At 70.7% G+C, this 14,101-nt stretch carries 12 protein-coding genes; 10 read left to right on the top strand and 2 right to left on the bottom strand.

Annotated features, from left to right (window positions below; all coding sequences use genetic code 11):
- Positions 1 to 34 precede the first annotated feature (34 nt).
- The 3 genes from BM536_RS34610 to BM536_RS34600 all read left to right on the top strand — a co-directional run bounded on the left by BM536_RS34610 (position 35) and on the right by BM536_RS34600 (position 5,223).
- A complete protein-coding gene (locus tag BM536_RS34610) occupies positions 35 to 1,534 on the top strand; it encodes a bifunctional cytidylyltransferase/SDR family oxidoreductase (RefSeq protein ID WP_073491608.1) in 1,500 nt (499 codons plus the stop codon).
- Between the two features lie 156 nt (positions 1,535 to 1,690).
- Positions 1,691 to 3,760, top strand: coding sequence for a hypothetical protein (locus tag BM536_RS34605; RefSeq protein WP_245873935.1), 2,070 nt, complete (start codon positions 1,691 to 1,693; stop codon positions 3,758 to 3,760).
- A 248-nt stretch (positions 3,761 to 4,008) separates the two neighbouring features.
- Positions 4,009 to 5,223, top strand: coding sequence for a glycosyltransferase family 2 protein (locus BM536_RS34600; protein WP_073491607.1), 1,215 nt, complete (start codon positions 4,009 to 4,011; stop codon positions 5,221 to 5,223).
- 100 nt (positions 5,224 to 5,323) lie between these two features.
- On the opposite strand, the gene BM536_RS34595 is transcribed toward BM536_RS34600, so the two are convergent.
- The gene (locus BM536_RS34595; protein WP_073491606.1) at positions 5,324 to 6,718 is read right to left on the bottom strand and encodes a polysaccharide pyruvyl transferase family protein; all 1,395 of its coding nucleotides are present in this window, start codon (positions 6,716 to 6,718) and stop codon (positions 5,324 to 5,326) included.
- Positions 6,719 to 6,957: 239 nt separating this feature from the next.
- Here BM536_RS34595 and proB point away from each other — a divergent pair, with 239 nt between their 5' ends.
- The 5 genes from proB (at position 6,958) to BM536_RS34570 (ending at position 12,232) form a co-directional block, all read left to right on the top strand.
- Entirely contained in the window at positions 6,958 to 8,064 is a 1,107-nt protein-coding gene (gene proB, locus BM536_RS34590; RefSeq protein WP_073491605.1) for a glutamate 5-kinase, read from the top strand.
- A gap of 166 nt (positions 8,065 to 8,230) precedes the next feature.
- Entirely contained in the window at positions 8,231 to 8,755 is a 525-nt protein-coding gene (locus BM536_RS34585; protein WP_073491604.1) for a hypothetical protein, read from the top strand.
- Between the two features lie 330 nt (positions 8,756 to 9,085).
- Positions 9,086 to 10,372, top strand: a complete 1,287-nt coding sequence (locus tag BM536_RS34580) for a glutamate-5-semialdehyde dehydrogenase (protein ID WP_094103938.1) — start codon at positions 9,086 to 9,088, stop codon at positions 10,370 to 10,372.
- 116 nt (positions 10,373 to 10,488) lie between these two features.
- Entirely contained in the window at positions 10,489 to 11,070 is a 582-nt protein-coding gene (locus BM536_RS34575; protein ID WP_470670769.1) for an SCO2584 family spore wall biosynthesis protein, read from the top strand.
- 88 nt (positions 11,071 to 11,158) lie between these two features.
- Positions 11,159 to 12,232: an SCO2583 family membrane protein gene (locus tag BM536_RS34570; protein ID WP_094103937.1), complete on the top strand. Its 1,074-nt coding sequence runs from the start codon at positions 11,159 to 11,161 to the stop codon at positions 12,230 to 12,232.
- 79 nt (positions 12,233 to 12,311) lie between these two features.
- On the opposite strand, the gene BM536_RS34565 is transcribed toward BM536_RS34570, so the two are convergent.
- On the bottom strand, positions 12,312 to 13,406 hold the full coding sequence (locus BM536_RS34565) for a M48 family metallopeptidase (RefSeq protein ID WP_073491601.1): 1,095 nt from the start codon (positions 13,404 to 13,406) through the stop codon (positions 12,312 to 12,314).
- Positions 13,407 to 13,546: 140 nt separating this feature from the next.
- Between BM536_RS34565 and BM536_RS41480 the strand changes: the two genes are divergently transcribed.
- A complete protein-coding gene (locus BM536_RS41480) occupies positions 13,547 to 13,708 on the top strand; it encodes a hypothetical protein (RefSeq protein ID WP_094103936.1) in 162 nt (53 codons plus the stop codon).
- Positions 13,709 to 13,878: 170 nt separating this feature from the next.
- Positions 13,879 to 14,043: a hypothetical protein gene (locus tag BM536_RS41475; protein ID WP_094103935.1), complete on the top strand. Its 165-nt coding sequence runs from the start codon at positions 13,879 to 13,881 to the stop codon at positions 14,041 to 14,043.
- The last annotated feature ends 58 nt before the right edge of the window (positions 14,044 to 14,101 follow it).

Genomic DNA, 14,101 nt, shown 5'->3' with positions numbered 1-14,101 from the left:
TCCCCGTTCCCTGTCGCCCCGAGGTAGGTCACCCGTGTCACAGCGCATAGCCAAGCCCCGTACCACCGCAGTGATCCTGGCCGGTGGCACCGGCCAGCGGGTGGGTCTGTCGATCCCGAAGCAGTTGCTGAAGATCGCCGGCAAGGCCGTCATCGAGCACACCCTGACCACCTTCGAGCAGGCCGACTCGGTCGACGACATCATCGTGCTGATGGCGCCGGGCTACGTGCCGGACGTCGAGAAGATCGTGGCCAGGGCCGGGTTCAGGAAGGTCTCCCGCATCATCGAGGGCGGCACCACCCGCAACGAGACCACCGAGCGGGCCATCACCGCCCTCGGTGAGGGCCTGGCCGAGGGCGAGGACCTCAACGTCCTCTTCCACGACGCCGTACGCCCCCTGCTCTCGCAGCGCGTCATCGACGACTGTGTCGCCGCGCTGGAGCGCTACCAGGCCGTCGACGTGGCCATCCCGTCCGCCGACACCATCATCGTCACCCGCACGCACGGCGAGGACGGCGAGTTCATCACCGAGATCCCGGACCGTTCCCGGCTGCGCCGCGGGCAGACCCCGCAGGCCTTCAAGCTCTCCACCATCCGGCGGGCCTACGAGGTCGCGGCGGGCGACCCCAACTTCCAGGCCACCGACGACTGCACCGTCATCCTGCGCTACCTGCCGGACGTGCCGATCCACGTCGTGGCGGGCGACGAGTACAACATGAAGGTGACGCAGCCCGTCGACGTCTTCATCGCCGACAAGCTGTTCCAGCTCGGCTCCACCGCCGCGCCCGAGCAGATGAGCGAGGAGGCCTACCGCGAACTCCTCACCGGCAGGACGCTCGTCGTCTTCGGCGGCTCCTACGGCATCGGCAAGGACATCGCGGAACTCGCCGGGTCCTACGGCGCCACCGTCTACGCCCTCGGCCGCTCCACCACGAACACCCACGTGGAGAACCCGGAGGAGGTCGACGACGCGCTGTCCAAGGCCTACGCCGAGACCGGCCGCATCGACTACGTCGTCAACACCGCGGGCGTGCTGCGCATCGGCAAGCTCGCCGAGACCGACAACGCGACCATCGAGGAAGCGCTGAAGGTCAACTACCTGGCCCCGGTGCAGATCGCCCGTTCCGCCTACAAGTACCTCTCCGAGACCAAGGGTCAGCTGCTGCTGTACACCTCCAGCAGCTACACCCGCGGCCGCGCCGAGTACAGCCTGTACTCCTCGACCAAGGCCGCGATGGTGAACCTCACCCAGGCCCTGTCCGACGAGTGGGCGGGCGACGGCGTCCGCGTCAACTGCGTCAACCCGGAGCGCACGGCCACGCCCATGCGCACCAAGGCCTTCGGCCAGGAGCCGGCCGGCAGCCTGCTCTCCTCGGAGGCCGTGGCCCGCACCTCCCTCGACGTCCTGCTGTCCGAGCTGACCGGGCACGTCATCGACGTCCGCCAGCAGGACCCGACCGCCGACGCCTCCCGCGCCTCCGGATTCGAACAGGCCTTGGCCGGCGTGCTCGACCGACAGGATGGCGTGGCATAATCAACCGCCATTAGCCTTGAAATTCAGGCCTCTGTGGCTCCCTGTTTACGGGATATTCACAGAGGCCTGAATCCGTAAAACTCCGGAAACCTTCACAAAGTATTTTCTGGACTTTTCGGATTCACTGACCGGCCCCCTCCCAGAGCAGGTTTCTCCGTGATAACGACCGCCATTCGCGTGGCCCGGGTGGGCAGCGTGGCCGAGCTGGCCGCGGCGGCCCTCATGATGCTGGGCTTCCCCTGTCTCATGCTGGCCGCGCTCGTCCCGAGCGTCCCCGCCTTCGCCGCCGCGGCCGCAGTGACCTACCTTGCGGACCTCTACCTCCACCGCAAGGGCAGCTACCTCATCAGCCTCCTGGGCAAGGTGAGAGCCGGACTGTCGATCCGCTTCCTGGTCCGAGAGCTGCTGCTGATCGTCCTGCTGGCCCGGCTCGAGCTGTCGGAGGAGCCGGCCTTCTACGCCGCGATCGCCTGCTTCACGGTCTTCTTCGGGCTCCAGGCCCCGCACGGCGCGCTCGTCACCCTGATCGGCAACCGCCGTCAGATGCCGGTGGTGACACGCAACGTCGACCTGGTCTCCCGTCTGCCCATCCCCGACGCCCCGCCGCGCCTCCTGCTGCGCCGGGCCGGCGTGAAGATGCTCCACCTCGACCTCGCGGCCATGGCCGGCCTCCTCGGGTACGCCGTCACCGACAGCGCCGCCGCGGCCTTCGCCGGAGTCGGCGTCACCCTCGGCCTCGGCGCCCTGTACGTCCTCGCGCTGATGCCGTACCTGCGCGCCAAGCGGGTCCCGCCGAAGGCCGACAAGGTCCTCGGGGCCGTCAGCGCCTGGCTGCGCGAGTACCGCCCGGAGACGGTGCTGTACTTCTCCGGCTCCGCCGACTCCACCTACCAGGTCAACATGTGGCTGGAGACGATGGAGCAGCTGGAGTCCCGGCCGCTGATCATCCTGCGCGAGCGCGTCATCATGGAGACGATGGCGCCCACCACGGTCCCGGTCATCTGCGTGCCCGGGGGGGTGCACCTGATGAACATGGACCTCTCCATGGTGCGGGTCGCGTTGTACGCGGCCAACGTCGGAAAGAACATCCACCTGCTGCGCGTACCCACCATGAAGCACGTCTTCATCGGCCACGGCGACAGCGACAAGCTCGCCAGCGTCAACCCGTTCAGCAAGGTGTACGACGAGGTGTGGACCGCCGGCCGCGCGGGCCGCGACCGCTACGCCATCGCCGACGTCGGCATCCGCGACGAGGACATCGTCGAGGTCGGCCGCCCGCAGCTCGCGCCCATCGAGCCCTGGCGGGGCGCGCCCCAGGACCGGATCCCGACCGTGCTGTACGCGCCCACCTGGGAGGGCTGGGACGACGACCCGGGCAACACCTCGATCCTGCTGGCCGGCGAGAACATCGTGAAGAAGCTGGTCGCGGCCGAACCCCCGGTCCGCGTCCTGTACAAGCCGCACCCCTTCACCGGCAGCCGCAGCGCCAAGGCCCGCGCCGCGCACCGCCGGATCACCGCCCTGGTGAAGAAGGCCGCCGCCGAGCGCGCCGCCGACCCCCGCTTCACCCCGGACCCGGCCGCCCAGGCGAAGGCCAAGGCCGAGCTGACCCGCCTCAGGGCCCGCCTGGACGGGCTCGCCCTCGCCTTCGACGAGAAGGCCGACGAGGCCGTGACGAGCCGCGACGGCCTCGTCGACATGCGCAAGCACCAGGAGGCCGCCCGGCTGCGCACCGACTGGAACGACGCCTACTGGCGCTCCTTCCCGTCGTACGAGCACCGCGTCATCACGGGCGCCGAGCCGCGGCTGTACGACTGCTTCAACGCCTCCGAGGCGATGGTGTCGGACATCTCCAGCGTGGTCTCGGACTTCATCGCCAGCGGCAAGCCGTACGCCGTCACCGACTCGGCGGAGCTGGGGGCGGAGGAGTTCCGGCGGCAGAACACCGCGGTGCGCGCGGCCGTGATCCTCACCAACGACGCCGCCGGGGTGGAGCAGCTGCTGGCCGCCGTCCGTGACCCGGCCGCCGATCCGCTGGCCGCGGACCGCAAGGAGCTGAAGGAGTACCTGCTCGGCCCCGACGAGCCGACGTCGATCGAGCGGTTCGACACCGCGATCGCCGACCTCGCGCTGAAGGCCGAGGCCCGCAACGTCGGCCAGGCGTCCCACGTCGTGGCGGCGGCCGGCGAGGCGGAACTGGCGGAGGGCGGCGTGACGGCGGTCTGACGCCGGCCTGGGTGAGGCGCCCCGCGTGAGGCGCCGCGTGTGTGGGAGGCGCCCGCGTGAGGCGCTCTGTGGGAAAGCGGCTCGCCCCCGGAGAGGGAATCTCCCGGGGCCGAGCCGTTTCCGTAGGCTGTGACGCGGCACACACACAGAAGCAGAGGTAACCCGGGCAACCCCTTTCTGTAATCCCCCGTCTATCGGGATGCCAGATCCTCGACCAGGGGGAAAACCGTGCGTGGCGAGGGGGAGAAGTGACCGTGGCGGAGCCCGATGTCAGCGTGATCATCGGGGCGTACGAAGCGATGCCGTACCTGGTCGAATGCCTGGCGTCGGTGGAGGCACAGACGCTGGACCCGGCGCGCATCGAGGTGATAGCGGTCGACGACGGCTCCACGGACGGCAGCGGCGACTGCCTGGAGGAGTTCGCCGCCCGCGTCCCCATGGCGGTCACGGTGATCCGCCAGGAGAACTCCGGCGGCCCCAGCGGCCCACGCAACGTCGGCCTGGCCAAGGCCACCGGCCGTTACGTCTTCTTCCTCGACGCCGACGACCGGCTCGGGCCCGAGGCCCTGGAGCGCATGGTCGCCATGGCCGACCGCAACGGCACGGACGTGGTCCTGGGCCGCGTCGAGGGAGTCAACCGCAAGGCGCCCCGGTCGATGTGGGGCAAGACCCTCGAGCGCACGGACGTCTTCTCCTCCAACATCAAGTTCACGCTCAGCGCGCAGAAGCTGTTCCGCCGCGCACTGCTGGAGCGGCACGGCATGCGCTTCGACGAGTCCCTGTGGACCGGCGAGGACGCGGTGTTCACCATGGAGGCCTATCTGCGGGCCGACGGCGTCTCCGTGGTCGCCGACCACACCTGCTACTACCTGGTGGGCCGCAGCGACGGCAAGCACGTGACCAAGAGCGGCAGTTACACCCTGCGCTTCGACTCCGCGCGCGCCCTGACGGAGCTGATCGCCCGGATGCTGCCGCCCGGCGCCAAGCGGGACGTGCTCATGGTCCGCCCGTTCCTGGTGACCGTCCTGCCGCAGTTCGGGCCGGTCTTCCTCAGGAACGACGAGGACGTCCGGCGCACCAAACTCGAACTGGCCAAGCCGCTGATGGACGCGTACTGGAACGAGGGCGTCTCCCACCGGCTCAAGGTCCACGAGCGGCTGCGCCTGCACCTGGTCGCCGAGGGACGGGCCGATCTCCTCGCGGACGTCATCGAGTTCCTCAGGGACAAGCGGGAGCCCGACCCCGTCCTGGAGAAGCGCGGCACACGGCTGTACCTCGCCTACCCCCACTTCCGCGACCGCGCGGCCGGCGTCCCCGACCGCGTCTACCTCGCCGAACCCCGCGAGGCCAAGGCCTTCCCGGGCTGGCGTCAGGGCCCGGCCGAGTCGTTCCTGCGCAGAGCGGCCCGCAAGGTACGGCGCAAGCTGCGACGGCTGGCGGTGCGGAGGACGGCGGCGGCGTGAGGGAGCGGCCCTCGGCGGTACGAGGCATGGGCTTCGCCTTCAGCTGCTCCCGCCACTCCCTCGTCCACTTGGCGCACTGCGCCCACGTCGTCCGATGCGGCTACTTCGGCGGCTTCAACGCCCGCCGCAGCGGCCCTCCCACGGCTCGCCGGGCGCGCCGGTAGATCGACGGGGTCACCATCGCGGCCTTGGCCGCGACCTTGGCGCCCGCCCGGTTCCTGGCCAGCTCCCGCTTCAACTCCGTGTTCTGCGCGTCCAGTTCGTCGATCCGCTGCTGCAGCCATCCGAACCGGCTCGTCAGCGAGGCGAGGTCCGCGTCGTTCCAGGGCCGCACCCCGGCCGGGAAGGACAGGGACCGCAGCTTCTTGTCGAACGCGGCGCCGCCGTCGCCGTGCGTGAAGGTGTTCTCCAGGCCGTTCTTGTCGAGGAAGCCGGTGAACCGCTCGAAGCGCTCGCGGTGGTTGCCGGTCAACGGCCCGAAGTCGGCCTCCTCGTAGAGGTCGGCCGGGTCGAGGTCCGCCGGTACCTCGCTGAGCAGCCGGTGCGGGATCTCGAAGTAGCGGCACAGCTCCAGCGTGCGCGAGTCGAACGCCAGCACGGTCGCGGGCGTGCCCGCCAGCAGTGCCGCGATGTTGCCGTGGATCCGCGAGCCGAACGAGTAGTCGAAGTCGCGGAGATCGTCCATCCACGTGACCGGATCGACGTACACCCGGACCTTGCCCTCCCGGTACATCGGGTGGTCGGGGTGGGTCGGCATCTGCGTCACCCGGCCGCCCGCGGAGTTCACGTCCCGCCAGTACAGCTGCTTGGCGTCGGTGAGGTTCTGGCCTATGTACCGCAGGTTCGGGTAGTGCGCGTGGGTCCGCGTGATGATCCGGTGCAGGCCCCCGCTGCGCACCGCGGTGTGCGAGCCGTTGACGGCTATTCGCGACTCCGGGGTGAGCGACTGCGCCCGCTTCTCCACGGTGAGCCGGTCGCCGTGCAGGAACATCGACGGGCAGCCGATGACCTCGACGTCCCGGAAGCCCATGTCGGTGAGGTACTTCTCGGTGAACTCGCCCCGCACGCCGATGGACGCGCTGCGTTCCAGCACCGCCGAGCAGAACGCCCGGACGGTCGGCTCCATGGCCTTCAGCCGTGCCGTGTCCTGGTCGATGCCGGCCTGCGCGCCGACGCCCAGCACCACGACGGGGATCTTCAGCTTGTTGATCAGCCGGGTCAGCCGCTGGAGCGCCGGCTCGAACGTCGGCCGGAAGGCGTTGGCGAGCGGCACGACGAAGGCGTCGTACTCCTCGTTGATGCGCCCGGCCGCGGCCACCTCGGTGCGCATACTGTTCGACACCACCTCGGTGTCCGGGGTGGTGAGGATCTTGTGGGCGGCATCGCTGAAGATCAGGTTGCCGGAGTTGGTGGCGATCACATCGCGGTGCAGGGCTTCCTCGACGGGGAGTACGTCGAAGGGGCTCTTCCCCGATCTCAGGAGTATGCGCTTCACACAGCGAACTTTAGGTCACGCAAACTTCAAAGGAAATTTCTGATCTCTTCAAATTCCCTGTGGAACCTGTACGACCTCTTTGCCGTACGCAAACAGTGAACGACTTGTGACGGACGGTGACCGTCCCGGCACGTGAAACCCCGGCGCGCCCTCCGCCCCCGTTCGCGTAGATTGCCTGACGGGCAGCCATGAACCTACGCAAGGGGACGAAGAACAAGGTGGCAGGGGCAAGGCAGGCCGTGCGCGAGGCCCGCAGGATCGTCGTCAAGGTGGGTTCCTCGTCGCTGACCACCGCCACGGGCGGCCTGGACGCCGACCGGGTGGACGCGCTCGTCGACGTCCTCGCCAAGATCCGCAGCGGGGGAGAACGGGAGATCGTCCTGGTCTCCTCCGGCGCCATCGCCGCCGGACTCGCCCCACTGGGCCTGCGCCGCCGCCCCAAGGACCTCGCCCGTCAGCAGGCCGCGGCCAGCGTCGGCCAAGGCCTCCTCGTGGCCCGCTACACGGCCTCCTTCGCCCGCTACGGCGTCCGCGTCGGCCAGATCCTGCTGACCTCCGACGACATGAGCCGCCGCGCCCATCACCGCAACGCCTCCCGCACCCTCGACAAGCTGCTGGCGATGGGGGCCTTCCCGGTCGTCAACGAGAACGACACCGTCGCCACCGACGAGATCCGCTTCGGTGACAACGACCGGCTCGCCGCCCTCGTCGCCCACCTCGTCCACGCCGACCTCCTCGTGCTCCTCTCCGACATCGACGGCGTGTACGACGGCAACCCCAGCAAACCCGGCACCTCGCGGATCGCCGAGGTGCGCGAACCCGCCGACCTCGACGGCATCGAGATCGGCAGCGCCGGCAAGGCGGGCGTCGGCACCGGCGGCATGGTCACCAAGGTCGAGGCCGCCCGGATCGCGGCCGCCGCCGGCATCCCCGTCGTCCTCACCGACACCGTCCACGCGGCCGACGCCCTCTCGGGCGGCGACACCGGCACCTACTTCCACGCCACCGGCAAGCGCTCCGCCGACCGCCTGCTCTGGCTCCAGCACGCGTCCACCCCGCAAGGCTCCCTCACCCTGGACGACGGGGCCGTACGGGCGGTCGTCGAGCGCCGCACCTCGCTGCTGCCGGCCGGTATCGCCGCCGTCGAGGGCGACTTCAGCGCGGGCGACCCGGTCGAACTGCGCGACGGCTCCGGTCGCGCCGTGGCCCGCGGCCTCGTCAACTTCGACGCCAAGGAGATCCCCCAGTTGCTCGGCCGCTCCACCCGCGAACTGGCGCGCGAACTCGGCGCCGAGTACGAGCGGGAGGTCGTCCACCGCGACGACCTGGTGATCCTGCACCCCTGAGGTTCCCGCCCCCGCCTGCCCAGTCGAACGGCCGCACCCGGCGACGCTCGAACGGCCCGTACCGGTGGGGGACGTTCCGTGAAACGGCCCCACGGAGCCGTGCGGCCTGCTCAACTTTGTGTCTGGGACAAGTTCCGCACACGAGCGCCGCGTAAAGGAGGCCGTCGTGAGACGAGTGCGCCCTGGGGTGGCAGCGGCCCGTGGGAGTGCCGGCGGGGCGAGTCCGGCGGCTGCGCGCCCGGCGGCCTCACGCCCGGCGGGCGAGGAGCGGGCCCTGACGAGTGTCGCGGCCGGGGAGAACTACCGGGAACAGCAGGACGACGGCAAGGAGCGGATCCGTCCCGCGGACCTGCCTCGCCTGTGGCACGTCACCCTCAGCGTCTCCGGCGAGGAGGCCGACCTCACCGAGGTGCGGCGCGCCCTGGAACAGCTCGCCCACGACCACCCCTTCCTGCTGACCAGCCGCTACGCCGTCGACCACGCGGAGATCCGCTACTGGGAGGAGGCCCGCGACCTGCACGACGCGGCGGCCGTCGCCCTGCGCCTGTGGGGCGAGCACCGCCAGACGGCCGGACTGCCGCCGTGGGAGATCGTCGGCCTGGAGGTCATCGACCGCCAGACCTACCACCTGCGCATCGCCGAGGGCTACGGCCCGGCCCCGGCGACCCCGGTCGGGGTCCACCCCTACTGACCGGGCCCGCCGCGGAGGGAACGGCCCCGAGCGCCTCCAGCCTCTTCCGAACGGCTCCGGCGCGCCTCCGCCGCCTACTGAACGGCTCCGGTACGCCTCCGCCGTCTACTGAACGGCTCCGGCGCGCCTCCGCCGCCTCCCGAACGTTTCCGGCGCGCCTCCGCCGCCTCCCGAACGCGTCCCGGCCGTGCCTCGGCCGCTGCCTCGACAGGCGTCTCGTCGGGTGTCTCGACGGGCCTCTCGTCAGGCGTCTCCACGGGCGTCTCGGCAGATGTCTCGCGCTGTGGAACAAGCCATGAGCGGGCCCGCGCCGCGCACTACCCTTTCCCTATGACCACGCTCTCGCCGTACGACGCCCTCTCCCCGGTCACCCAGGCCGCCTACCGCGCCAAGGCGGCCGCGGCAGACCTCGCGCCGCTGCCCCGGGCCGCCAAGGACGACGCGCTGCTCGCCATCGCGGACGCGCTGGAGGTCCGTACGAGCGAGATCGTCGAGGCCAACGCCAGGGACATCGCCAAGGCCCGCGAGGCCGGCACCAGCGAGGCGATCATCGACCGGCTCACCCTCACCCCGGAGCGGATCCGCGCCATCGCCTCCGACGTGCGGGACGTGGTCGCCCTGCCCGACCCCGTCGGCGAGGTCGTGCGCGGCTCCACCCTCCCCAACGGCATCGACCTGCGCCAGGTCCGCGTCCCGCTCGGCGTGGTCGGCATCGTCTACGAGGCCCGTCCCAACGTCACCGTCGACGCCGCCGCCCTCTGCCTGAAGTCCGGCAACGCGGTCCTGCTGCGCGGCTCCGGCTCCGCCTACGAGTCCAACAGCGCCCTCGTCAGGGTGCTCCGCGACGCCGTCGGCGGCGCCGGACTGCCCGCCGACGCCGTCCAGCTCGTGCCGGGGGAGAGCCGGGAGAGCGTGCGCGAGCTGATGCGCGCCCGTGGCCTCGTCGACGTCCTGATCCCGCGCGGCGGCGCCTCGCTGATCCGGACGGTCGTCACCGAGTCCCTCGTTCCGGTGATCGAGACCGGCACCGGCAACTGCCATGTCTACGTCGACGCGCAGGCCGACCTCGACATGGCGGTCGAGATCCTGATCAACTCCAAGGCCCACCGGGTCAGCGTCTGCAACGCCGCCGAGACCCTCCTGGTCCACCAGGACATCGCCGCCGAGTTCCTGCCCCGCGCCCTCGACGCCCTCGCGGACGCCGGGGTCACCGTCCACGCCGACGAACGCGTCCTGGCCTACGCCAAGGACTCCAGGGCGACCGTCGTCGAGGCCACGCCGGAGGACTGGGAGACCGAGTACCTCTCCTACGACATCGCCGCCGCCGTCGTCGACTCGCTCGACAAGGCCGTCGAGCACATCCGCCTGTGGACCTCCGGCCACACCGAGGCCATCGTGACCACCTCCCAGCAGGCAGCCCGCCGCTTCACCCAGTTGGTCGACTCCACCACCGTCGCCGTGAACGCCTCCACCCGCTTCACCGACGGCGGCCAGTTCGGCTTCGGCGCGGAGATCGGCATCTCCACCCAGAAGCTGCACGCCCGCGGCCCCATGGGCCTGCCGGAGCTGACCAGCACCAAGTACATCGTCACCGGCGACGGTCACGTACGGCGCTGACGGGGGTGCCGACGGGGGGCGCGCGGCGCCCGCCGAGGGCGTGAGAGGCGTCTCAGCAGTCGGATGAATGTCCGTACCGTCTGCCCAAAATGACCCCCCAGGTCTACTCTGGATCCGTGCCGGAGGACGTGGGGGGCACGCCGTTCCCTGACGGCTGGGAGCCCGACGACGACCACGACCGCGGGGTGTCGGACGAAGAGTTCGCCTCCGTGGTCTTCGACGAGGCCTTCATCCAGGCGGCACCGGTGCACGAGCCGACCGCCGTCGAACGCCTCCTGGCCGCCGCGCGGGCGAGAGCCGAGGCCTCCGAGGCGGAAGCGCGCCGCGCCCGCGGCGACCGCTACGACGACCTCTACGGCCCCGGCGAATTCGGCCATGATCCGGACCACGAGGATCTGGACGACTCCGGCGATCCCGACGACCCGGACACCTGGGGCCGCCGGTACGACGGGTCCGGACCGTACGGCAAGCAGGTCCGCTGGCACCGGGCGGTCGCCTGGATGCTCGCCCTCGTCATGGGCGTCGGCATGGTCGTGCTGGCCTTCGCCGCGGTCTACCGGGGCGCCTCCTCCTCCGGCAACCGCGACCAGCTCCCCTCGCCCGCCTCGACCGGGCTCGAACAAGGCGCCGGGCCGGTTCCGTCCGGCTCCACCGATCAGTCCCGGCCACCCGTCGAGGCCGTCCCGCGCACCCCCTGAGGGAGCGCCGCCCGCCGGGTGAGCACCTGTCAGAACTTGTCGCGCAGCGGGGCGTTTACCCGGAGTCCCGGCGACCTACCCTGAAGGTATGGGCGGGCCCGGAGAGCCACCGGAGGGGGTACCCGAGGGAACTCCCGGTGGCGGTGAGGACGAGTACCGATCCGTCGTCTTCGACGAGTCGTTCGTCCGCGCTGCCCGCCTCCAGGAGTACTCCGCCGAGGAGCGCATCGCCGACCACGCTCCCGCCGTACGTCCCCGCCCGCCCCTGCGCCGCAGCGGCCTGCCCCGGCAGGCCCTCGCCCTGGTCCTGCTGATCGCTCTCGCCTTCGGCACCGCGATCTACATGGGCGTCCGCCACCCCTACCAGAACCCGGCCGCCCGCCGGGCCGTCGAGCCGCTGCGGACGACCGTCATCCCGCTGGCACCGCAGGGCGGCGTGCCCGGCACCGCCGACCCCGCGTACCTGTACGCGCACAGTCCCGCCGCGCAGTACCGCATCGGCGCCGAGGGCATCCCGCTGCCGCCCTCCCGGCGCACCGCGCACTTCTCCGACAGCCAGGTCGTCACCGCGCTGACCACCGCCAAGGACTACATCGTGCGGTCCTCGCTCCACCCGGAGGTGCTCACCGGGCAGCAGGTCCGGCCCGTGCGGGTGCTGCTCGATCCCGATCAGCTCGACCAGTTCGACGAGAGCTTCACCCACCCGGCCGCCGACGGACGGCACGCGCCCACCGGGTGGCTCGTGCGCTTCGACCCCGCCCGGGCCGAACTCGCCGACCGCGGGATCCGGGTCCAGGGAACCCTTCAAGCCTCCGAGACCGACGCGTCCACCCTCGATGTCACCGCCGACCACACCTTCGTGTACGCCCTGCGGCCGGCCGGAGCCGACGCGAAGGCCCCGGTCTCGCTGTTCACCGTCCGGCGCGAGCTGCAGTTCCGCTTCGACCGCGACGACCTGCGGCTGCGCCAGACCCAGCTGGTCGTCTCCTACGTCCAGGCAGGTCCGCTGTCCTGCGTCGAGGACTCCACGAACCACCTGCGCCCGCTGCTCGCCGGCCAGACCGCCGGAACGGGCGGCCCGGCCGGCACCGACCCCTACGCCACCGGAGGCGCGACGCCGCTCTGCGGATCACTCGCGGCGAGCGCACAGCCGAGGGTCTGAGCCGTCTGGGCTGCCCGACTGTCCGAGCGGCGGGGCAGGAAGTGCACCCGGGCCGGGTCCGGTCAGCCCTCGGTCCTCGTCAGTCCCCGTCGCGCGGGGGCGCGTCCGCGGGCCGGTCCTTCGGAGGCGCGGTGGCGGTGAAGCCGTCGAATCCGCGACGCACCCGCCCGCCCAGGCCGCCCGCCCCGCCCGCGATGTCGGTGACCAGTCGCATCAGCGGGTCCTTGGACGTCTTGACGTGGTCGGCGTAGTGCGACGCCGACTCGCGGAAGGAGTCGGAGACCGAGGTGTCCTTGTCCTCTCCGCGACGCGGGTAGTGGCCGTCCAGGATCCGCTGGTAGTCGCGGGACTCGGCCCACTTCTTCAGCTCGGCCGCGCGCACGGTGGTGAAGGGGTGCGAGCGAGGGAGCACATTGAGGATCTTCAGCACGGAGTCGCGCAGGTCGCCGCCGGCCTCGTACTCCTCGGCCTGCTTGAGGAACGCGTCCACGTTCATCTCGTGCAGGTGGTTGCCGCCCGCGATCTTCATCAGGGCGCGCATCGAGGCCGTCAGGTCCTGCCCGACCAGCAGGCCGGCCCGGTCCGCGGACAGCTCCGACTTGCGGAACCACTCGCGCAGCGCGGTCACGATCGCCATGATCGCGAGGTTGCCCAGCGGGATCCAGGCGACCTTGAGGGCGAGGCTGGTCAGGAACAGCAGGATCGTGCGGTAGACGGAGTGCCCGGACAGGGCGTGGCCCACCTCGTGGCCGACGACCGCCCGCATCTCCTCCTCGTCGAGCAGCTCGACCAGGCCCGTGGTGACCACGATGATCGGCTCGTCCAGGCCGATGCACATCGCGTTGGGCTGCGGGTCCTGGTTGACGTACATCGCCGGGACCTTCTCCAGGTCCAGGATGTAGCAGGCGTCCCGCAGCATGTCGTTCAGGTGCGTGAACTGCTGGTCCGAGACGCGGACCGAGTCGGACAGGAACAGCAGGCGCAGACTCCGCTCGGGCAGCAGCCCGCTGAGCGCCTTGAAGACCGTGTCGAAACCGCTCAGCTTGCGCAGCGCCACCAGAGCCGAGCGGTCGGCCGGGTGCTCGTACGCACGCGAGGAGATGCCGGGAAAGCGCTTGCGCTGCCTGCTCGGCACGTTCTCGTGACCGTTGTGCTCGTGGCCGTCGTCGGACATCCATCCCCCAAGTGCGTGTGTATGGCCCTTGTATGTGTGGTCCTTTGCGGACCTTTGTGAAGCCCTTTGCGCCCCCGAAGCAGGGCCCACCCTAGGCGGAGTTACGGTGGACGGGCACTACACCGAAGGAGTCCCGCGCCATGGAGCACACCCCCGCAGCGGCCTGGATCGCGCAGGCCGCCGGCGCCGCGCAGGAGCAGGGTTCGGGGAACCTGCTCCGGGTCGTACTGACCGTGATGGTGCTGGGTTGTGTGCTGACAGCCTGGTTCCTGCTGCGGGGCTACAAGCGGAAAGACGACTGAGTCGCCGGGAAGGTTCCCCCTCACTTCCCCACCGCCCCCTCCCAACACTGGAGTCGGCGTGTGGCGTTCCGGGGCGCACGCTTACGATGGGCCGACATCTTTATCCCGCCCTCCCCCACTCTCGACTTCGCTCGAGCGGGGGGACCTCCATCGGATAGGTCCTGCCGAAGATGAGCTTCCACAGCGCCGCTGCCCAGTTGGTCACCCTCGCCGCCGAGGGCGAGGAGCACGGTGGCAACCACGAGAGCCTGAGCCCGCTGGTCACCGGTGGTGCCGCGTTCCTGATCCTGATGCTCCTGCTGTGGGTCACCACCCTCTTCAACCGCGACCGCTGAGGCACACCGTGTTCATAGCGGGGCACTCCGGGCACGCGCCGACCGGTGCCCTCAGGAC

Source organism: Streptomyces phaeoluteigriseus (assembly GCF_001896135.2).
In the GTDB taxonomy this organism is placed as follows: Bacteria; Actinomycetota; Actinomycetes; order Streptomycetales; family Streptomycetaceae; genus Streptomyces; species Streptomyces phaeoluteigriseus.
The sequence above is the reverse complement of the archived record's forward strand: the minus strand, read 5'-3'. Positions and strand labels throughout refer to the sequence as shown.